General features: G+C 68.3%; 19 protein-coding genes. 6 read left to right on the top strand and 13 right to left on the bottom strand.

Features of this window, described 5'->3' with window-relative positions; translation table 11 throughout:
* Nucleotides 1-32: 32 nt before the first annotated feature.
* The gene (locus GB880_RS03775) at nucleotides 33-1,589 is read right to left on the bottom strand and encodes a VOC family protein (protein ID WP_263467301.1); all 1,557 of its coding nucleotides are present in this window, start codon (nucleotides 1,587-1,589) and stop codon (nucleotides 33-35) included.
* 151 nt (nucleotides 1,590-1,740) lie between these two features.
* Entirely contained in the window at nucleotides 1,741-2,538 is a 798-nt protein-coding gene (gene trpA / locus GB880_RS03770) for a tryptophan synthase subunit alpha (RefSeq protein ID WP_154494203.1), read from the bottom strand.
* A gap of 128 nt (nucleotides 2,539-2,666) precedes the next feature.
* On the opposite strand from trpA, the gene ychF reads away from it, so the two are divergent.
* The gene (gene ychF, locus GB880_RS03765; protein ID WP_154494202.1) at nucleotides 2,667-3,764 is read left to right on the top strand and encodes a redox-regulated ATPase YchF; all 1,098 of its coding nucleotides are present in this window, start codon (nucleotides 2,667-2,669) and stop codon (nucleotides 3,762-3,764) included.
* Between the two features lie 27 nt (nucleotides 3,765-3,791).
* Here ychF and GB880_RS03760 read toward each other — a convergent pair whose 3' ends face one another.
* From GB880_RS03760 to GB880_RS03735, 6 genes are all read right to left on the bottom strand, one after another.
* Nucleotides 3,792-4,553, bottom strand: a complete 762-nt coding sequence (locus GB880_RS03760; RefSeq protein ID WP_154494201.1) for a class I SAM-dependent methyltransferase — start codon at nucleotides 4,551-4,553, stop codon at nucleotides 3,792-3,794.
* Nucleotides 4,554-4,585: 32 nt separating this feature from the next.
* A complete protein-coding gene (locus tag GB880_RS03755; protein WP_154494200.1) occupies nucleotides 4,586-5,221 on the bottom strand; it encodes an ABC-type transport auxiliary lipoprotein family protein in 636 nt (211 codons plus the stop codon).
* 10 nt (nucleotides 5,222-5,231) lie between these two features.
* Nucleotides 5,232-6,533, bottom strand: a complete 1,302-nt coding sequence (locus tag GB880_RS03750; protein ID WP_154494199.1) for an MlaD family protein — start codon at nucleotides 6,531-6,533, stop codon at nucleotides 5,232-5,234.
* A gap of 4 nt (nucleotides 6,534-6,537) precedes the next feature.
* Complete coding sequence (locus tag GB880_RS03745; protein WP_154494198.1) at nucleotides 6,538-7,317, bottom strand: ABC transporter ATP-binding protein; 780 nt, start codon at nucleotides 7,315-7,317, stop codon at nucleotides 6,538-6,540.
* Nucleotides 7,314-8,408: an MlaE family ABC transporter permease gene (locus tag GB880_RS03740; RefSeq protein WP_154494197.1), complete on the bottom strand. Its 1,095-nt coding sequence runs from the start codon at nucleotides 8,406-8,408 to the stop codon at nucleotides 7,314-7,316. The genes GB880_RS03745 and GB880_RS03740 overlap by 4 nt, the downstream gene beginning before the upstream one ends.
* Nucleotides 8,409-8,806: 398 nt before the next feature.
* Nucleotides 8,807-9,724, bottom strand: coding sequence for a LysR family transcriptional regulator (locus GB880_RS03735; RefSeq protein ID WP_154494196.1), 918 nt, complete (start codon nucleotides 9,722-9,724; stop codon nucleotides 8,807-8,809).
* 90 nt (nucleotides 9,725-9,814) lie between these two features.
* Between GB880_RS03735 and metF the strand changes: the two genes are divergently transcribed.
* Nucleotides 9,815-10,678 (top strand): methylenetetrahydrofolate reductase [NAD(P)H], encoded by an 864-nt coding sequence (gene metF, locus GB880_RS03730; protein WP_154494195.1) that lies wholly within the window; start codon nucleotides 9,815-9,817, stop codon nucleotides 10,676-10,678.
* Nucleotides 10,679-10,688: 10 nt separating this feature from the next.
* Here metF and GB880_RS03725 read toward each other — a convergent pair whose 3' ends face one another.
* Together GB880_RS03725 and GB880_RS03720 are read right to left on the bottom strand one after the other, a co-directional pair.
* A complete protein-coding gene (locus GB880_RS03725; protein ID WP_154550656.1) occupies nucleotides 10,689-11,837 on the bottom strand; it encodes a DUF2235 domain-containing protein in 1,149 nt (382 codons plus the stop codon).
* Between the two features lie 41 nt (nucleotides 11,838-11,878).
* A complete protein-coding gene (locus GB880_RS03720; protein ID WP_154494509.1) occupies nucleotides 11,879-13,036 on the bottom strand; it encodes a type III PLP-dependent enzyme in 1,158 nt (385 codons plus the stop codon).
* 139 nt (nucleotides 13,037-13,175) lie between these two features.
* Between GB880_RS03720 and GB880_RS03715 the strand changes: the two genes are divergently transcribed.
* Entirely contained in the window at nucleotides 13,176-13,607 is a 432-nt protein-coding gene (locus GB880_RS03715) for an Lrp/AsnC family transcriptional regulator (RefSeq protein ID WP_263467300.1), read from the top strand.
* On the opposite strand, the gene rsmD is transcribed toward GB880_RS03715, so the two are convergent.
* Together rsmD and GB880_RS03705 are read right to left on the bottom strand one after the other, a co-directional pair.
* Entirely contained in the window at nucleotides 13,604-14,170 is a 567-nt protein-coding gene (gene rsmD / locus GB880_RS03710) for a 16S rRNA (guanine(966)-N(2))-methyltransferase RsmD (protein WP_263467299.1), read from the bottom strand. The two genes, GB880_RS03715 and rsmD, sit on opposite strands and share 4 nt — an antisense overlap.
* Nucleotides 14,167-15,348 (bottom strand): NAD(P)/FAD-dependent oxidoreductase, encoded by a 1,182-nt coding sequence (locus GB880_RS03705; protein ID WP_263467298.1) that lies wholly within the window; start codon nucleotides 15,346-15,348, stop codon nucleotides 14,167-14,169. The genes rsmD and GB880_RS03705 overlap by 4 nt, the downstream gene beginning before the upstream one ends.
* A 78-nt stretch (nucleotides 15,349-15,426) precedes the next feature.
* Between GB880_RS03705 and GB880_RS03700 the strand changes: the two genes are divergently transcribed.
* Entirely contained in the window at nucleotides 15,427-15,909 is a 483-nt protein-coding gene (locus GB880_RS03700) for a peroxiredoxin (protein WP_154494440.1), read from the top strand.
* On the opposite strand, the gene GB880_RS03695 is transcribed toward GB880_RS03700, so the two are convergent.
* The gene (locus GB880_RS03695) at nucleotides 15,804-16,556 is read right to left on the bottom strand and encodes a winged helix-turn-helix transcriptional regulator (protein WP_154494439.1); all 753 of its coding nucleotides are present in this window, start codon (nucleotides 16,554-16,556) and stop codon (nucleotides 15,804-15,806) included. The genes GB880_RS03700 and GB880_RS03695 overlap by 106 nt on opposite strands.
* 85 nt (nucleotides 16,557-16,641) lie before the next feature.
* Here GB880_RS03695 and GB880_RS03690 point away from each other — a divergent pair, with 85 nt between their 5' ends.
* The gene (locus tag GB880_RS03690) at nucleotides 16,642-16,995 is read left to right on the top strand and encodes a DUF1428 domain-containing protein (protein ID WP_154494438.1); all 354 of its coding nucleotides are present in this window, start codon (nucleotides 16,642-16,644) and stop codon (nucleotides 16,993-16,995) included.
* Between the two features lie 9 nt (nucleotides 16,996-17,004).
* On the top strand, nucleotides 17,005-17,793 hold the full coding sequence (locus GB880_RS03685; protein ID WP_154494437.1) for a VOC family protein: 789 nt from the start codon (nucleotides 17,005-17,007) through the stop codon (nucleotides 17,791-17,793).
* Nucleotides 17,794-17,803 lie beyond the last annotated feature (10 nt).

Genomic DNA, 17,803 nt, shown 5'->3' with positions numbered 1-17,803 from the left:
GGGGGGCGGCCGCAGGACCGCCCCCTTGCCTGTCATGGCCCGCTGGGCCGCGTCGGGCGCTGGTCCTGCGCCAGCCAGGCGCGGCCCCGGTCCAGATCGGCGGCGGCCAGTTCATGGCCCGCGTCCAGGGTGGCGGCGGTCAGATCGGCGCCGCCGGCGCGCAGGGCCCGTTCCAGCGCCGGGGCCTGCACCGCATAGGGATCGCGGGCGCCCGACAGCATCAGCACTCGGCTGCCCCGCAGCGCATCCGCGGCCAGCGGCGGCGGATCCTCGAGCGCCTGTACCGGCCGCAGCAGCAGCGCGCTGCGGATCAGCCCGGGGTGCAGTTGCAGCGCCGCCCCCAGCAGGTTGGCGCCATTGGAATAGCCCAGCCAGGTCAGCGCCGCCGGGTCCAGCCCATAGGCGCGGCTGGCATCGGCGACAAATCCGGCCAAGGCCTCGGCCTCGGCGCGGATGTCGGCCTGGTCGTAGGTCATGGGGTCCAGGCGGCGGAACCAGCGGTTGACGCCTTCCTCGGTCGAGCGGCCGCGCAGGCCCAGCAGGGTGGTGCGCGGCGCCATCCGTGCCGCCAGCGGCATCAGGTCGGCCTCGTTGCCGCCGGTGCCGTGCAGCAAGACCAGGGTGCGGCCATCGCCATCCTGCGGGCGATGAAAGCGGTGAATGAAGGCAAGCTCGCGCATGGGAATCCTTTCCTGGCCGGGCAGGGCGAACTGGGGCAGCATCACGCGCAGATCCTCGGCGCGGGCGGCGTCATGGGCGGGCACGAACAGGGCCTGGCCGAGGTGCTCGGGGGCTTCGTCCACGGCAAATCCGGGCGCGTCGGTGGCATGTTCCAGCAGCGTGCCGGCCGGCTCGCGCACATAGATCGACTGGAAATACCTGCGGTCATGCACCGGCGTTGCGTCCTGATCGGCCAGGGCCTGCCGCATCCGCGCCAGTTCGGCCGCATCGGCGGCGCGAAAGGCGACGTGATCTAGGATGCCGGTGCCGGGGATGCCGGGAAAGAAGCCGGTGGCATCGCGGATGTCCACCGCGTCGCTGTCCGACAGCTGCCGCCGCAGCGTCCCTTCGGCCGGGCCGGGCCGATAGCCGAAGCGGGCGATGAAATCGGCGCTGGCCTGCGGCCGTTCGCTGAGGATGGTGACGGCGCGCAGCCGCGTGGGCGCGATCGGGTCGGGCAGCGGGGCGGTGGCGGGCAGATCGACGGCGACCAGCTTGACGATGATGCCGTCGGGATCCTTCAGCCGCAGCACGGTTTCGCCCAGTTCGCGCTGCGGCGGCTCGGCCGGGATGCCGGCGGTCATGGCGCGGGTCAGCCAGTTGCCAAGGCTCGCGGGCGGCACCGCCAGCGCGATTTCCGCCACCTGGCCATGGCCGACCCGACCTGGGGCGCCGTCCTGCCACACCAGAAAGGTGACGATCGAGCCGGGCGATCCCAGGGCGTCGCCATAGAACAGGTGCAGCTGTTCGCCATCGGCAAGACCGGCGCTGCGCTTGACCAGCCGCAGCCCCAGAAAGCCGGCGTAGAAATCGACATTGGCCTGAACGCGGCGGGTGATGCCGGTGACATGATGGATGCCGGTGGTCATGCGATAGCCCCTGCTGGACCCGCGGCAATCCCGCAGGCGCCTGTCCTGTCCGCATCATAGCACCCCGGGCGGCGCAGGACAGCGCGGCGGGGACGGAAACGGCGTTAGCCGAGCGCGAACGCGGCCTTGGCCGAGGGGGCTGGCGCGGCCTTCAGCCCTGATGGGCGCCCCGCGCCAGATCGGCAACGAAGCGATGGATCTCGTCCACCGGGCGGCCTTCGCCGATCAGCTTGACGATGGCGCTGCCCACCACGCAGCCGTCGGCGACCGCCGCCACGTTGCGCGCCGCCTCGGGGGTCGAGATGCCGAAGCCCACCACCACCGGCAGATTGGCCGCGGCGCGGATGCGCGCCACCTCGGGGGCGACCTCGGCGGCATCGGCGGCCGGGCCACCGGTGATGCCGGTGACGCTGACGTAATAGACAAAGCCCGAGGTGTTGCGCACCACAGCCGGCAGCCGGCGGTCATCGGTCGTCGGCGTGGCCAGACGGATGAAGTTCAGCCCCGCCGCCCGCGCCGGCAGGCACAGCTCGGCGTCCTCCTCCGGGGGCAGGTCGACCACGATCAGCCCGTCCACCCCGGCCGCCACCGCCTCGGCGATGAAACGTGCGACGCCGCCGTCGCGGGCATAGATCGGGTTGTAATAGCCCATCAGAACGATGGGGGTGCGATCATCCTGTTCGCGAAAGGCGCGCACCATCTCGAACACGCGGCTGACGCTGCCGCCGGCGGCCAGCGCGCGCTGGCCCGCGGCCTGGATGGTGGCACCATCGGCCATCGGGTCGGTGAAGGGCATGCCCAGTTCGATGATGTCCACCCCGGCCTGCGGCAGGCCGCGCATGATCTGCAGCGAGGTGTCGAAATCCGGGTCGCAGCCCATCATGTAGGCGACGAAGGCCTTGTCGCCGGTCTGGGCCAGCCGTGCGAAAGTGTCGTCGATTCTGCTCATCCGTGCCGCGTCCCCCGTGATAACCGCCCAGCCCTAGCCCGCGTGCGGGCCAAGATCAACGCCCCGCCACTGGACTCGCGCGTCAGCCGCCCATAAAAGGCGCGCAAATCTGCAACAAGGGGTGCATCATGGGTTTTCGGATGGGGATCGTCGGGCTGCCGAATGTCGGCAAGTCGACGCTGTTCAACGCGCTGACGAAAACCGCCGCCGCACAGGCCGCCAATTTCCCTTTTTGCACCATCGAACCCAATGTGGGCGAGGTGGCGGTGCCCGACAGCCGGCTGGACAGGCTGGCCGAAATCGCCGGCAGCCGGCAGATCATCCCCACCCGCATCACCTTTGTGGACATCGCCGGACTGGTCAAGGGCGCCAGCAAGGGCGAGGGGCTGGGCAACCAGTTCCTGGCCAATATCCGCGAGGTTGACGCCATCGCCCATGTGCTGCGCTGTTTCGAGGATGGCGACGTCACCCATGTCGAAGGCCGCGTCGATCCCATCGCCGATGCCGAGACCATCGAGACCGAGCTGATGATCGCCGATCTGGAATCGATCGAACGCCGGCTCGCCAATATCCAGCGCAAGCTGAAGGGCGGCGACAAGGAGGCGGTTGCCCAGGAACGGCTGCTGAAGGCGGCGCAGGCGGCGCTGGAATCGGGTCAGCCGGCCCGCACGGTCAAGGTCGATGACGATGACCGGAAGGCCTGGGCGATGCTGCAGCTGCTGACCGCCAAGCCGGTGCTGTTCGTCTGCAATGTCGAAGAGGACAAGGCCGCCACCGGCAATGCCCAGTCCCAGCGCGTGGCCGAGATGGCGCGCGCGCAGGGCGCGGGCCATGTGGTGATCTCGGCCCGGATCGAGGAAGAGATCAGCCAGCTTCCCGCGGACGAGGCCGCGATGTTCCTTGAGGAAATGGGCCTGCACGAGCCGGGCCTGGACCGGCTCATCCGCGAAGCTTACCGGCTGCTGGGGCTGGAGACCTATTTCACCGTCGGTCCCAAGGAAGCCCGCGCCTGGACCATCCACAAGGGCACGCTGGCGCCGCAGGCCGCCGGCGTCATCCATGGCGATTTCGAACGCGGCTTCATCCGCGCCGAGACGATTTCCTACGAAGATTACATCACCTACAAGGGCGAGGCCGGCGCGCGCGAGGCCGGCAAGTTCCGGGTCGAGGGCAAGTCCTATCAGGTGCAGGACGGCGACGTGCTGCATTTCCTGTTCAACGCCTGATCCGGCCCGATTTCGGGCCGCGGGCGTTCAATCCCGCGCCCGGCGCGCCTCGAAGCTGATGACGGCGTCGCCTTCGCGCGGGGGGCGGCCGGGCTGGTGATTGCCCGAAATCTCGGGCGTGGCAAAGCCGGCGGCGCGCAGGGCCATGGCAAATTCCGCCACCCCCCACCAGCGCAGCCCGAACAGTTCAAGCTCGCTCGCCAGCAGCCTGCCGTCGCGCCAGTGTTCATAGCGCAGATGCGACAGGGTGGTCTGGTCGATATACCGGGTTTCGACACGCTGCTCGGCCAGCACCAGCAGGTCGCCCGCCTCGGTCTGCCAGCTGCGCTGCGATGACCCGCCCTGGATGATGTCGCCGATCGGGTCCAGATCGACGATCAGCCGCCCGCCGGGTGCCAGGTGGTCGTGGAAGCGGCGCAGCACTGCGATGGCGGTGGCGGTGTCGCCGATCAGCTGGAACGATCCCGCCGGCAGGATGATGGCCGCAAACCGCCGGTCATAGCCGAAATCGGCAAAACCCTGGCGGCTGAGCCCGGCCCGCAGCCCCCGCCGGGCACATTCGGCCGCACAGAGCGCCAGCATCTCGGCCGAGGTGTCGAACCCCTCGACCTCCAGCCCCGCCTGCGCCAGCGGGATCAGGATGCGGCCATTGCCGACCGCCGGCTCCAGCACCGGGCCATCGCAATCGGCCAGCCGGTTGCGATAGAATTCCACATCGCCGAACGAGGTGCCGACGGGTTTGTCGAGGTCATAGACCCAGGAGGCAAGCTTGCCATAGCGGTTCAGCATGTCCGATCCGGTGCAGTCGGGACCGCCGGCGTCTAGCGGCAGCGGGCCGGGTTTACCCCCAGCGCCCGCAACCCCCAATCGGTCATCTGTCCGACCAGTTGCTGGCCGGCCGCGTCGAAGGCCGGCACCAGATCCGCGGTCCGGGTGGTTTGCGCCGGGGCGGTGGCGGCAAAGCGGCCGCGCGCCACCACCTTGGCGTCCATTTCCCGCACCATCTGCGCATCGACCGTCAACTTGACCACCGCGCCCTTGCCTGCCACCTCGGCGTTGAAGTCCTGGATTTCCGAAATCAGCGCGTAATCGCCCGCCGTGCCCAGCGGCGCGCGGCCGACATGGGTAAAACTGTCATAGACCCCGAAGGCGCGGACCAGCAGCGTCTGCAGCGTGACCGGCACGGTATCGCCCCAGCGGGCATCGGGCAGATATTGCGTCTGAAGCGCGTTGGGGCGGATCATGATGCGGTCGGTGTCCAGCGTGCCGCGAGCCTTGGGCGGCTCGATCACCAGTTCGGCCAGCCGGCCCCGGCCGCAGGTCCGGGGCGTGTCCGAGGGCGGGCGCAGCTCGAACACGTCGCGTTCGGGCTCGCCCTCGAGCGCCTTCAGCGCGGCGCAACCGGGCAGGGTCAGGGTCAGGGCGGCAAGAACGGCGGCGGTCACGGTCAGGCGCATGGCGGACTCCCTAGCGGCGGAACTCAGGGGTTTTCGGCCCCGACAGGATTTGCGACGGGTTGCGGCGCAGCGCCGACACCAGCTGGTTGACATTGGCCACCAACCCGCGCAGGTCGCTGGCCATGCGGGTGAATTGCGGCAAGCCCTCGCGCGTGAAAGCCTGCACCGGGCCGCGGGCGCTGTCCAGCATGCCGCGCAGGCTGGCAAAGGCGGCGTTGGCGCTGTCGGCGGCTTCGCGCAGGCGGCCGGTGATTTGCGGCAGGTCGGCGACGACGCGATCGATGGCCTGGTTGGCCTTGCCCAGCGTCACCCGCAGATCGGCGACCACGGGTTCGACATTGCTGTTGATGACCCGATCGGCGCCGTCAAAGGTGCGTTCGGCGGCCGCCAGGGTGCGGGTGCCGATGGCCAACGCCTGATCCAGGCTGTCTAGGCTGGTATCGGCGCGGTCGGTCAGCCGGGTCAGATCGGCCTGCAGGCTGGCGGCGGTCTGGTCCAGCCGCTGCGTCAGCCCCTTGAGATCGCTGGCGACATAATCACGCAGCCCGGCCAGCGCCTCGGTCCCGGCCTGCAGCGTGGCATCGGCCTTGCCGGCGGTGTCGGTGAATTTGGTCAGCGCCGTATCGGCATGGCCCAGCGTCACCTCGGCCGCCGCGCCCAGGCTGTCCAGCTTGGTGCCAAAGGCCGAGATGTCGGCGGCGGCGGCGGCGATCGAATCGGTGGCCTTGGTCACATCCGCCAGCGCCTTGTCCAGATTGGCGCTGGAGCGTTCGACATTGCCCAGGATGTTGCGCACCCGCGTCTGGTTTTCCGCCCCCAGCAGTTCCGTCATCTGTTCGGCCACGGTATTCAGGCGCGAGATCATCTCGGGGCCCTGGTCGGACAGGGTCTGCAGCGCCGAACGGTTGGCCGCGATCACCGGCACGCCGTCGGCCTGGGCCTGGCGCAGCAGCGGCGCACCGGGACTGCCGGCGGTGATGGCGACATTGGCCACGCCGGTCACGCCCTGGATTTCGATCGAGGCCCTCGAATCGGTGCGCACCGGCGTGTCCTCGGCCAGTTCCACCCGCACCCGCACCGCGCCATTCGGTCCCGACGACAGCTGCATGTCCACCACCTTGCCCACCGACAGGCCGGCGAAGGTCACCCCCGAGGACACCCCGAGCCCCGAGACTTCGGGGAAATAGATGTCGTAATAGGCATAGCGGCGGTCCAGTTCCAGCTTGGCGAACCACATCAGAAACAGCAGCAACCCCAGGAAGCCGGCGATGGTAAAGGCCCCGATCAGCACATAGTTTGCCTTGGTTTCCATAAGATTACTCCTTGGCGCGGCCGGTGGCTATGGCGGCGCGCGCCCGCGGTCCGTGAAAATATTCGCGCACCCAGGGATGGTCGACCGCCAGCATCTGCGTCATGGTGCCGCTGACCAGCACCTTGCGTTCCGCCAGCACGGCGATGCGGTCGCAGCAGGCGTGCAGCGTGTCCAGATCATGCGTGACCAGGAACACCGACAGGTCCAGCGCATCGCGCAATTCGACGATCAGCCGGTCGAAGGCATCGGCGCCTATCGGGTCCAGCCCCGCGGTAGGCTCGTCCAGAAACAGGATTTCGGGGTCCAGCGCCAGCGCCCGCGCCAGGCCCGCGCGCTTGCGCATACCCCCCGACAGGTCCGAGGGGTATTTGTCGTTGGCGTTCCAGGGCAGGCCGGCCATGGACACCTTCAGCTCGGCCAGAGCGCGGCGGCTTTGCGGCGACAGGCCCGGCACGGCGCGCAGCGGCACCTCGACATTCTCGCAGACGGTCAGCGCCGAAAACAGCGCTCCGTTCTGGAACATCACTCCCCAGCGGCGTTCCAGCGCCTCGCGCGCGGGGCCTGCCAGGCGCGCGACATCCTGGCCCAGCACCCGCACCGTGCCGGCGGCCGGGGTGATCAGCCCGACGATGGTGCGCAGCAGCACCGACTTGCCCGTGCCCGAGCCGCCGACCACGCCCAGGATTTCGCCGCGGCGCAGGTCCAGGTCCAGCCCGTCATGCACCACATGGCTGCCGAACTGGGTGCGCAGGCCGCGCACCTCGATGACATTCGGCGCGGTCATAGCCCCACCTCGGCGAAGAAGATCGAGAACAGCGCATCGGCGACGATGACCGCAAAGATCGCATTCACCACCGCGCGCGAGGTCTGGGCGCCCAGCGATTCGGCGTCCTTGCCCACCTTCATCCCGGCGTGGCAGCCGATGATGCCGATGATCAGCGCAAAGACCGGCGCCTTGGACAGGCCGACGATGACATGGTCGACACTGGTTTCGCTGAGCAACCGATAGCGGAACATCGACGGCGAGATCCCCAGCTCGATCCAGGACATCAGCGCTCCGCCGACCAGACCCGCAATATTGGCGATCAACCCAAGGATCGGCAGGGTGATGACCAGGGCAAGCACCCGCGGCAGCACCAGCACCATGTCGGGATCCAGCCCCAGGGTGCGCATGGCGTCGATTTCCTCGTTCATCTTCATCGACCCGATCGAGGCGGTCAGCGCCGAGGCGGTGCGCCCGGCAACGATGATCGCCGTCAGCAAAATCCCCAGTTCCCGCAGGATCGAAATGGCGATCAGGTCGACGACAAACACCTCGGCCCCGAACTGGCGCAGCTGTGCGGCGCCCTGAAACGCCAGCACCACCCCGATCAGGAAGGACATCAGCGCCACGATCGGCACCGCCCGCAGCCCGGTTTCATGACAGTGCCAGACAAGGGAGGTCAGGCGGAAATCGCGCGGATGGCGGATACTGCGCGCGATGGCCGCCAGGAAGCGGCCCAGATATTCGGCCAGTTCGCGGCCATAGTTCAGCCCCGACACCACCCGGCGGCCGACCCGTTCCAGCCCGGCCCGCCAGCCGCGTTCGGGCAAAGGGGCTGGCTCCGGGACGGGGGCGCGGGCGCGCACCGCCTCGAGCAGCCGCGCCTGGGGTGCGGGCAGGTCGATCAGTTCGGCCCCGGCGCGCGCGCGGCTGTCCAGATACCAGGCGGCGGCCGTATCCATATGGGTGATGCCGCCCAGGTCGATTTGCGCGGCGCGGCTGGCCCCGTCGGGCAGATCCGCCAAGGTCCAGACGGTCAGCGCCCCAGAGAGCCGCAAGACCCCGTCCGAGAGGGCGACATTCAGCCGTTGATCCAGCGGCGGCGCGGTCATTTCTGATCCCGTTTGCAGGCTGCTCTGCAATTTCATCCGGCGATTGCGGCAGAATGTCAAACATCTCGCGCTGCCCGGATGGCTCGGGCAAGGATTTTGCGCGATTTTGCCATTTATTCTACATGTTCAGGCGTTGACGGCCGCTTGGCCGGTGATTTATGAGCGGCGTGAAGATCAAGACCAATTTCCCTGTGCAGGGCTGGGGGCCGAAGACGGTGCCCGGCACACGTTCCTGCAGGGTGGTGAATGGTAACGTCCCGGGGATCGCCACACCCGGAACGGGGGGGTGTCCGTGGCGGGGGCGGGCCGGCCGCGCAAGCCATGGTTTCAGGGTGTCGGGTTCATGATGGCCTGGCCGGCCCGGCCCTGTTGATCATGCAAGGCGCAGTTTCAGGCGGTCAGATCGACGGTCCCGCGCGCAGCATGCGCAGGGGTTCGGTCCGCGCCAGCCGCAGCACATGCGCCATGTAGGGCTGCCCCAGATCGTCGCTGCGCACCCCGGCGTAAAGCCTGCGCAGCATTCCACGCGGCCCCAAAGCCAGCAGCGCCAGTTCCGGGTTCGCTGCCTGCGCCCGCAGCACCCAGTCGGGCATCACCGCCACCCCCCGACCCGAGGCGATCAGCATCAGCGCCACCGCCGTCTGTTCCACCTGCCGATGATGGGCGGGCTCGACCCCCGCCGGATCAAGGAACTGCGAAAACACATCCAGCCGTGCCCGCTCCATCGGATAGGTGATCAGGGTCTCGCCGGCCAGATCGGCGGGTTCGGCGTGGCCCTTGGCGACCAGCGGATGCCCCGCCGGGACCACCAGCGTCGGCGCATAGTCGAACAGCGGCTGAAAGCTGATGCCGGGCAGGGTTTCCGGGTCCGAGGAAATCACCAGGTCCACCTGGCCGCGTTCCAGGGCGGGCAGCGCCTTCAGCGCCAGGCTCGAGCGGATGTCCAGATCGACCTCGGGCCAGGCGCGGCGAAACTGGTCCAGCACCGGCAGCAGCCAGTCAAAACAATGGTGGCATTCCATCGCCACATGCAGCCGCCCGGCCCGGCCCAGTTCGACCGCGCGGAACTCGGCCTCGGCGGCGTCGATCAGCGGCAGCACCTGCTGGGCGGTGCGCAGCAGTCGCATCCCCGCCGCCGACAGCCGCAGCGGCTTGGTCTTGCGCAGGAACAGCTCGACCCCGGCCTGTTCTTCCAGCGCCTTGATCTGATGCGACAGCGCCGATTGCGTCAGATGCAGCACCTCGGCGGCGCGCGCCAACCCCCCTTGTTCATGGATCGCGCGCAGGCTGCGCAGGTGGCGAAGCTCCAGGTGCATGTTGATTTCTGCTCATGACGATCTTGAGGATTATGAATTTGTCTCACATCGCGGGGCGTGTCAAAAGGCTTGCGACAAAAGGATAGTGCCATGACGACACCGGCGATCAGCTTTGAATTCTTTCCGCCCCGCAACCTGGACCAGTCGTTCCGGCTGTGGGAAACCGCGCGCGCTCTGGCGCCGCTGGGGCCGGATTTCGTCTCGGTCACCTATGGCGCCGGCGGCACCACCCGGCAGCTGACGCATGAGGCCGTGACCGCCCTGGCCAGCCATTACGGGCTGAATGTCGCCGCGCATCTGACCTGTGTCGATGCCACGCGCGAGGAAACCCTGCAGATCGTTTCCGATTATGCCGCCGCGGGCGTGCATGAAATCGTGGCGCTGCGGGGCGATGCGCCGCAGGGGCAGGACCGTTTCGTGCCGCACCCCGAGGGCTTTGCCAATTCGGTCGAACTGATCGAGGCGATCGCGGCGCGCGGCGACATGACCATCCGCTGCGGTGCCTATCCCGAACCGCATCCTGAAAGCCCCGATACCGCCGCCGATGTCGCCTGGCTCAAGCGCAAGGTCGATGCCGGCGCCAGTTCGGCGATGACCCAGTTCTTTTTCGATGCCGAAACCTTCTTCCGTTTTCGGGACGCCTGCGTTGCCGCGGGGATATCGGCGCCGATCATTCCCGGCATCCTGCCGATCCAAAGCTGGAGCGGCACCCGCCGATTTGCCGAGCGCTGCGGCACTTCGGTGCCGCAATGGGCCTGCGATGCCTTCGAGGCCGCCGGCAAGGAGGGCGAGGGGCAGCTGGCGCTGGATATCTGCGTGCGGCTGTGCCAGCAGCTGATCCAGGGCGGCGTTGACCGGCTGCATTTCTATACGTTGAACAAACCCGAACTGGTCGGCCAGGTCTGCGCCGCCCTGGGCATCGAGCCCCGGGCCGAGTTCCCGCGCGTCGCCTGAGCCGCGCCGCTTATTTCTGGAACTGTTCGGCGTCGTTGACCTGGGCATCGTCGCGGCCCTGGTCCTGCGGGCGTGCAGGTTCGGGGGACGGCGGCGCGGCCGTGCCTGCGACGGCGGATTTGCCAAAGGGGCGCAGCCGCCGGTGCGGGCGGGGTGGGCCGAACTGCGCCAGCGCGCCCGTCAGCAGCGCGGGACCGGTATAGGGTCGGGGAACCGAGGGGTGCAGCGCCTCGGACGGGTCGGCGCCTGCCAGCCGCGGCGCCCGGGCCAGAAATGCCTTGCCCCAGGCGCGCCACGAGCCCACGGAGGGCGCCGTCGCATCGCAGGGAAAATGTTTGTGCCAACCCGATGGCAGGGGCAGGCCATGGCTTTCGGCCCGCGACAGCATCCAGACCAGCGGGATGTTCGCCAGCGGCCGGGCATATTCCATGCCCGAAAGCTGGCCGCCGATGTCGGGATGGCAGCCGCGAAACCACATCTGCTCGACCCGGCCGGCGGCATCGCGACTGTCCCAGATGATGGGACGGAAGGCGGCGCGGGTCTCGTCCAGGGCCAGCGCCTGCAGGCCATGTTCGACCTCGGGGCCGAGATGCTCGTCGTGAAAGCGAAACCGCGGCTCGGTCAACATCCACAGCAATGGCAGCCGCAAGCCCAATGCCATCACCGTGTCAAAGACCCCGATCATGCGGATCGGGACCAGCGGGTGGCAGATCGCGGGGTCCAGACGCTCGACTGTCAGGCTGGCGCCATTGCGATACAGATCCCAGGCGCGGGCAACATTTGCTGCGCTGGCATGGGCCGGTGTCAGAAGGCCGACGCGCCCGATCATCCCCGCAAGCGAGCGCACGGCGAATGCCCCGCGAGAATAGCCGAAAAAGAACAGAGGATTGCCGGGACGCCATTCCCGTGCAAGCCAGGCATAGGCCTGGCAGATCTGATGTTCCAGCGCCGATCCCATCGCCAGCCGTGGCAAGGTGCGCCAGGCGTCCCATTGCTGACCGGGTGCGTAATGCAGCCTGACCGGCGCCGGCAGCGGGCCGCGCCGGCCGGACAGCAGGCCATGAATACGGGCGATGGACGACCTCTGCCCCTCGGCCAGCGAGGCAAAGGTGCCGTCCATCAGCACGACCTGGCAAACGGGTGGTGGCGTCGATTCCATGGCCCGACGCTAGCACGGAATTGCGAAGCGTCGATTAATGCCTATTCAAGCGCGTTCACGGTCATGTGTGCCATCTGACCGAACCCGTTGAAGCGGGTGTTGGTGACGGTGGAATAGGCACCTGCGCCATGAAAGACGACATAATCCCCTTCGGCAATCTCGGCAGGCAGCGACAGTTCGCCCGGCAACCGGTCGACCGAATCGCAGGTGGGGCCGAACAGCACCCGCGGCTGACCCTCGCCCTGACGCGGTTGCCCCTGCGGTGTCAGCACCTCGATTCGATCGAGGTTGCCGATGATGGGCAGTTCGAACAGCCCGCCATAGACGCCGTCGTTCAGGAACACGCCCTGACCGTCGCGGACGGCCTTGACCCGGGCGATCAGCGCAAAGGCATCGGCGCAAAGGCCACGGCCGGGTTCGCAGACCAGTTCCGGCGCCTCGGCGCCGAAGGCTTCGGCGGTCACCCGGCCGATCAGCTCGAAGATCGCCTCGAGATCGGGCTCGATGCCGTTCACGCGATGCGATGGAAAGCCGCCGCCCACGTTCAGACGCCGCGCCCGCACCCCGGCCATGTCGCAGATGTCGCGGGCGGTGCGGATATAGCTTTCCCAGGCATGAGGATCGACGCATTGTGTGCCGGGATGGAAGGTCAGCGACGGGATATAGCCGCGATCGGCCACGACGCGCAGCAGTTCCGCCGCCAGTTCCGGGCTGGCCCCGAATTTCGAGCCGAAGTCATAGGCCGCGCCCAGCACCGGCAGCTTGAAGCGGGGCGAGATTTCGCAGCCCTCGGCCGGGACACGGGCCAGCAGCTTGTCCAGTTCCGACCGGCTGTCCACCGACCACGCCTTGATCCCCGCCTGCACCGCATGGGCAATTTCCGCCTGCGAGCGCACCGGGTTGTGATAGTGGCGCGCCGCCTGCGGCGCCAGGCGGCCGATCAGGTCGATTTCATAGGGCGAGGCCACGTCAAAGCCGGTGACGCCCGCCGCGGTCAGGGTGCGGATCACCGCCTCGTCGGGGTTCGATTTCACCGCATAGGTGACCAGTCCGGGAAAGCCCTTGAGAAAGCGCCGCGCGGTCGCCTGCAGCACGGCGGGGGCAAAGGCCATCACCGGGTTCTCGGGGGCCAGCGTGCGGATGATCTCGGCGGGATTGCTCCAGACGGTCTTGGGGCCGCGGCCCTCGGTCAGTCCCATCGGCATGTCCTTCCTGTGCGCGTGAGGGGGTGAAACAAGTCTGCGCCCTATGGGTTCCGATTGCTGCAATGAAAAGGGTGGAAATATGCCTCGGCGTCGTTAATATGACGAGTATTTCGTCAAAATGACAGAGGTGGCCGTGGACGAGCTTGACCGGGGGATTCTGACCCATCTGGCGCAGGATGCGCGCATGTCGGTGGCGGTGCTGGCACGGCGGCTGAAAGTGGCGCGTTCGACGGTGCAGGCGCGGCTGGAACGGCTGGAAACCTCGGGGGCGATTGCCGGATACACCCTGCGGCTGGGCGATGCGGCGCGCGAGCATCGCATCCGCGCCACCTGCCTGCTGACGATCGAGCCACGGGCGCAGGCGGCGATCCTGACCCGGTTGCGCAGCCTGCCCGAGGTCGAGCGCATCCACACCACCAGCGGCCGCGTCGATCTTTTGCTGCAACTGGCCGCCAGTTCGACCAGTCAGCTGGACGATGTGCTGGATCAGATCGGCGGTCTGACCGGTGTGCGCTCAAGCGAAAGTCTGATTCACCTGTCCACCAAGCTGGACCGCGGCAGCTAGTCGTGTTCGCGGCGCAACATTGTGACAATGGTGTCGCCGTATCTGCGCTGATCCAGGCGCGCCAGCCCGGCGATGGCGGGTGGCGGGCGCGACTCCTCCCAGACAAGAATCGCGCCTTCGGCCAGCCAGCCGCCGGCCAGCGCCGATTCGACCGCGCGTTCGCCCAGGCCAAGACCATAGGGCGGGTCCAGGAATACCAGATCATAGGGGGCGCCGCGATTGTCGCCCAGCCGCGTGGCATCGCGGCGCCAGACATCGGTGACGCCCATGGCGCGGGCCTTTTCGATATTGGCCCGCAGCAGCCCCCGCGCCGCCACCCCGTCATCGACAAAGGCCACCCGCGCCGCGCCGCGCGACAGCGCCTCGAGCCCCAGCGCCCCGGTGCCGGCAAACAGGTCAAGCACCCGCGCCCCGGGCAGGGGATTGCCGTGGTTGCCGTTGACCAGCAGGTTGAAGATCGCCTCGCGCACGCGGTCGGTGGTAGGGCGCAGATGCGCGGCCGGATCGCCGGCACCGACATCGGCCAGCTTCAGCCCGCGCAGGCTGCCGCCGACGATCCTCACAGCAGCGCCTTCAGGTCCGGGGCCGCGGCCAGGGCGGCGGGGTCGGGGCTGCGGCCGGCCTCGATCAGGCGCTTGCCGATCATGTAGGCGCGCGGATCGTTCAGCGCATCGACCGCGACCAGCTGTCCGCCACGGTAATACCAGACCGAACCGGGCCGGGTGACGATGCTGTCATGGCCCAGGTTCAGGCCGGCGATCTGCAGCTTGGCGTCGAACTGGTCCGACCAGAACCAGGGCTTGGGCTGATAATCCTGTTCGGCGCCCAGGATATTGGCGGCGACCGTCTCGGCCATGTCGATGGCATTGCCCACGCTTTCCAGACGCAGCCGCCCCTGCGCCGTGGGAAAGCTGGCGCAATCGCCCGCCGCCCAGATCGCGGGATCGCTGCTGCGGCCACGGGCATCGACGGCGATGCCATTGTCGATGGCCAGTCCCGCCGCCTCGGCCAGCGCGGTTTCCGGCTGGATGCCGATGCCGCAGATCACCATGTCGGCGGGCAGGTGGCGGCCATCGGCCAGCAGCACGCCGTCAGCCGCCGCCTCGCCGGTGATGCGGGCGATGGCGGTGCCTTCCAGAATGGTGACGCCATGGCCGCGGTGCAGGTCGCGGATCATGTCCGCGGTCTCGGCAGCGGCCACGCGCCCAAGGATGCGCGGCGCCGCCTCGATCAGGGTGACATCAAGGCCCAGCTTGCGCGCGACCGCCGCCGCCTCGAGCCCGATATAGCCGCCGCCGATCACCACCAGCCGCCGCCCCGCGCGCAGCGCCGGACGCAGCCCGTCGATATCGGCCAGGTTGCGCAGCACATGCACCCCGGGCAGCGCGCCGCCCATGGCCGCGGGCAGACGGCGCGGCCGCGCGCCCAGCGTCAGCACCAGCGCGTCGTAATCATAGGCGCCGCGGTCGGTCAGCACGCGGCGCTGCGGGCGGTCGATGGCGGTCGCGGTCTCGCTGAGGTGCAGGGTGATGTGCTGATCCTGCCACCAGTCGGGGGCGCGCAGCGTCAGCCGCTCCAGGTCCATCTCGCCCAGCAGATAGGCCTTGGACAGCGGCGGGCGCTGATAAGGCGGGGCGGGTTCGTCGCCGATGATGGTGATGGCGCCCGCATGTCCCAGCGCCCGCAACCGCGCCGCCAGCGACGCCGCCGCCTGTCCTGCGCCAAGGATCACGATGTTCATCTAACACCCTCGCTGGTTTGCCTGCGGCGCGCAGCCTATAGTCGGCACCGGAACGATGCAATTGACGGAGGATCGTGCATGTCCATCGCAAAGGGAGACAAGCTGCCCGCAGGCACGCTGACGAAACTGGGCGCCAGCGGCCCCGAGCCGGTCGATGCCGCCGGCCTGTCGCAGGGCAAGGTGGTGATCTTTGCCGTGCCGGGTGCCTATACGCCCACCTGCAACAATGCCCATATGCCCAGCTTTGTGCGAAATGCCGACCAGATCCGCGGCAAGGGCGTGGCGCGCGTGGTCTGCATCGCCGTCAACGACCCCTTCGTGGCCGGGCAATGGGCCAAGGATACCGGCGCCGATGCCGCCGGCATCGAGGTGCTGGCCGATGCCGATGGCAGCTATACCAAGGCGCTGGGCATGGACATCCAGGCCGATGGCTGGGTCAACGGCCGCTCGAAACGCTATGCGCTGCTGGCCGAGGATGGCGTGGTGACCGAGCTGGAGGTCGAGGAATCGCCCGGCAGCTGCTCGGTCTCGTCCGGCGATGCGCTTCTGTCGCGGCTCTGAGGCCGCAGGCTGAACAGCGCGGCGAAATCCTGCGCGGCGGCACTGTCGCCGTGCAGAGCGATGCGTCCGGATTGCGCCAGCACCGCCGGACCGGGGCCATAGATCGCGGCGGCCAGGGCATTGCCGCTGCCGGTCAGCACGAAATCGGCCCGCGGCGCCGGATCGGCGCGCACCAGTGGCGCGCCGGCGGCGTCCAGCGTGACCACGAACCCTTCCGGCCCGCTGACGAAACCGCCGCGCAGCGGCGATCCGGCCGCGCGTCCGGCATCGACCGTGGCCGAAATCGAGATCATCAGCGCCGAAATACTGATGAACCGTTGCGGATCGTGCCCCGGCATCAGCAGCGCCCATCGGCACAGCTCGCGCAGCACCGGGTGCAGCGCCCGCCCGGCCGGTGTCAGCGCGTATAGCCCCGGCTCGGGCGCGTGCTGCACCACACCGGCCGCGATCATTTGTGCCAGCCGCTGGCTCAGCACGCTGGCCGTCACCCCCGGCAGCCCGGCGCGCAGCATCTGGAAGCGTTTGGGCTGGAACATCAGTTCGCGCGCCACCAGCAGCGCCCAGCGATCACCCACCAGGTTCAGCGCATGGGCGCCAAGGCAGCCTTCGTCATAGCGCAGGCGCGGGTTCTGGCCGATGTGTTTCATGGCGGCAGAATATTGGTTGCTTTTTGCTACTGCAAGCGACAGGCTGCGAGTCGCCGGCGCCTTTCGCGCCCATAAGGAGCAAGCGATGAGCTACTATTCCGGCTTCCTGCTGGCGGTGCCGACCGCCAACAAGCAGAAATACATCGAACTGGCGCGCGATCACTGGCCCATGTTCAAGCAATACGGTGCGCTGCGGATGGTCGAGGCCTGGGGGGTGGACGTGCCGCATGGCAAGGTCACGGATTTCTACATGTCCACCCAGGCCAAGGAGGACGAAACCATCGTCTTTTCCTGGATCGAATGGCCCGACCGGGCCACCGCCGATGCCGCCTTTGAACGCATGATGGCCGATCCCGACACGCCCAGACCGCCCGAGATGCCCTTTGACGGGATGCGGATGATGTGGGGCGGTTTCGAGCCCATCGTCGATGTATCGTGAGGGCCGGGGATGTATCACGGCAAGCCCTGCTGGTTCGAACTGACCACCGCCCCCGGGCAGCTGGCTGCGGCCGGCGCCTTCTACAACCGCGTGCTGGGCTGGGACATCGCCGATTCCGGCATGGAAGGGTTCACCTATCATCTGGCCAGCCATGACGAACATCCGGTGGCGGGGTTGATGGAAACCTCGCCCGTCTGCGCCGAGGCGCCGCCGAACTGGATGATCTATCTGGACGTGGACGATGTCGACGCCACCGTCCGGCGGGTCGCCGAACTGGGCGGCAAGGTGCTGCGATCGCCCGCGGACATCCCGGGAACGGGCCGTTTTGCCGTCGCCGCCGATCCGCAGGGCGCGGTCTTTGGCCTGTTGCAGCCTTCGCCGATGGACCCGCAGCCGCCGGCCGATGCCGGCGCCTGGAACCAGAACCGCGAAAGCCATGGCAACTGGATCGAGCTGATGACCACCGACCCGACGGCAGGCCTTGATTTCTATGCCGCGATCATGGGCTGGGACCGGGGCGACAGTCTGGACATGGGTGCGGCCGGCACCTACCAGCTGTTTCGCTGGCAGGGGGCCGAGATCGGCGGCATGATGGGGCTGGGTAATGCGCCGCAGCCGTGCTGGCTGCCCTATTTCGGGGTCAATGGCGTCAATGCCGCCATGGCCCGCATCACCGAGAGCGGCGGGCAGGTGCTTTATGGCCCGGCCGAGGTGCCGGGCGGTGCGGTCATCATCGCCGTGCGCGACCCGCAGGGCGCGCATTTCGCCCTGGTCGGTCCGGCCGAACACAGCGCCTGACCTGCTGGCC

It is taken from the genome of Paracoccus sp. SMMA_5_TC, from assembly GCF_009696685.2.
Taxonomy (GTDB): domain Bacteria; phylum Pseudomonadota; class Alphaproteobacteria; order Rhodobacterales; family Rhodobacteraceae; genus Paracoccus.
The sequence above is the reverse complement of the archived record's forward strand: the minus strand, read 5'-3'. Positions and strand labels throughout refer to the sequence as shown.

Coding starts and splice junctions, on each gene's coding strand:
- GB880_RS03775 (WP_263467301.1), bottom strand. CDS start 1,589: ATGACCACCGGCATCCATCATGTCACCGGCATCACCCGCCGCGTTCAG.
- trpA (WP_154494203.1), bottom strand. CDS start 2,538: ATGAGCAGAATCGACGACACTTTCGCACGGCTGGCCCAGACCGGCGAC.
- ychF (WP_154494202.1), top strand. CDS start 2,667: ATGGGTTTTCGGATGGGGATCGTCGGGCTGCCGAATGTCGGCAAGTCG.
- GB880_RS03760 (WP_154494201.1), bottom strand. CDS start 4,553: ATGCTGAACCGCTATGGCAAGCTTGCCTCCTGGGTCTATGACCTCGAC.
- GB880_RS03755 (WP_154494200.1), bottom strand. CDS start 5,221: ATGCGCCTGACCGTGACCGCCGCCGTTCTTGCCGCCCTGACCCTGACC.
- GB880_RS03750 (WP_154494199.1), bottom strand. CDS start 6,533: ATGGAAACCAAGGCAAACTATGTGCTGATCGGGGCCTTTACCATCGCC.
- GB880_RS03745 (WP_154494198.1), bottom strand. CDS start 7,317: ATGACCGCGCCGAATGTCATCGAGGTGCGCGGCCTGCGCACCCAGTTC.
- GB880_RS03740 (WP_154494197.1), bottom strand. CDS start 8,408: ATGACCGCGCCGCCGCTGGATCAACGGCTGAATGTCGCCCTCTCGGAC.
- GB880_RS03735 (WP_154494196.1), bottom strand. CDS start 9,724: ATGCACCTGGAGCTTCGCCACCTGCGCAGCCTGCGCGCGATCCATGAA.
- metF (WP_154494195.1), top strand. CDS start 9,815: ATGACGACACCGGCGATCAGCTTTGAATTCTTTCCGCCCCGCAACCTG.
- GB880_RS03725 (WP_154550656.1), bottom strand. CDS start 11,837: ATGGAATCGACGCCACCACCCGTTTGCCAGGTCGTGCTGATGGACGGC.
- GB880_RS03720 (WP_154494509.1), bottom strand. CDS start 13,036: ATGGGACTGACCGAGGGCCGCGGCCCCAAGACCGTCTGGAGCAATCCC.
- GB880_RS03705 (WP_263467298.1), bottom strand. CDS start 15,348: ATGAACATCGTGATCCTTGGCGCAGGACAGGCGGCGGCGTCGCTGGCG.
- GB880_RS03700 (WP_154494440.1), top strand. CDS start 15,427: ATGTCCATCGCAAAGGGAGACAAGCTGCCCGCAGGCACGCTGACGAAA.
- GB880_RS03695 (WP_154494439.1), bottom strand. CDS start 16,556: ATGAAACACATCGGCCAGAACCCGCGCCTGCGCTATGACGAAGGCTGC.
- GB880_RS03690 (WP_154494438.1), top strand. CDS start 16,642: ATGAGCTACTATTCCGGCTTCCTGCTGGCGGTGCCGACCGCCAACAAG.
- GB880_RS03685 (WP_154494437.1), top strand. CDS start 17,005: ATGTATCACGGCAAGCCCTGCTGGTTCGAACTGACCACCGCCCCCGGG.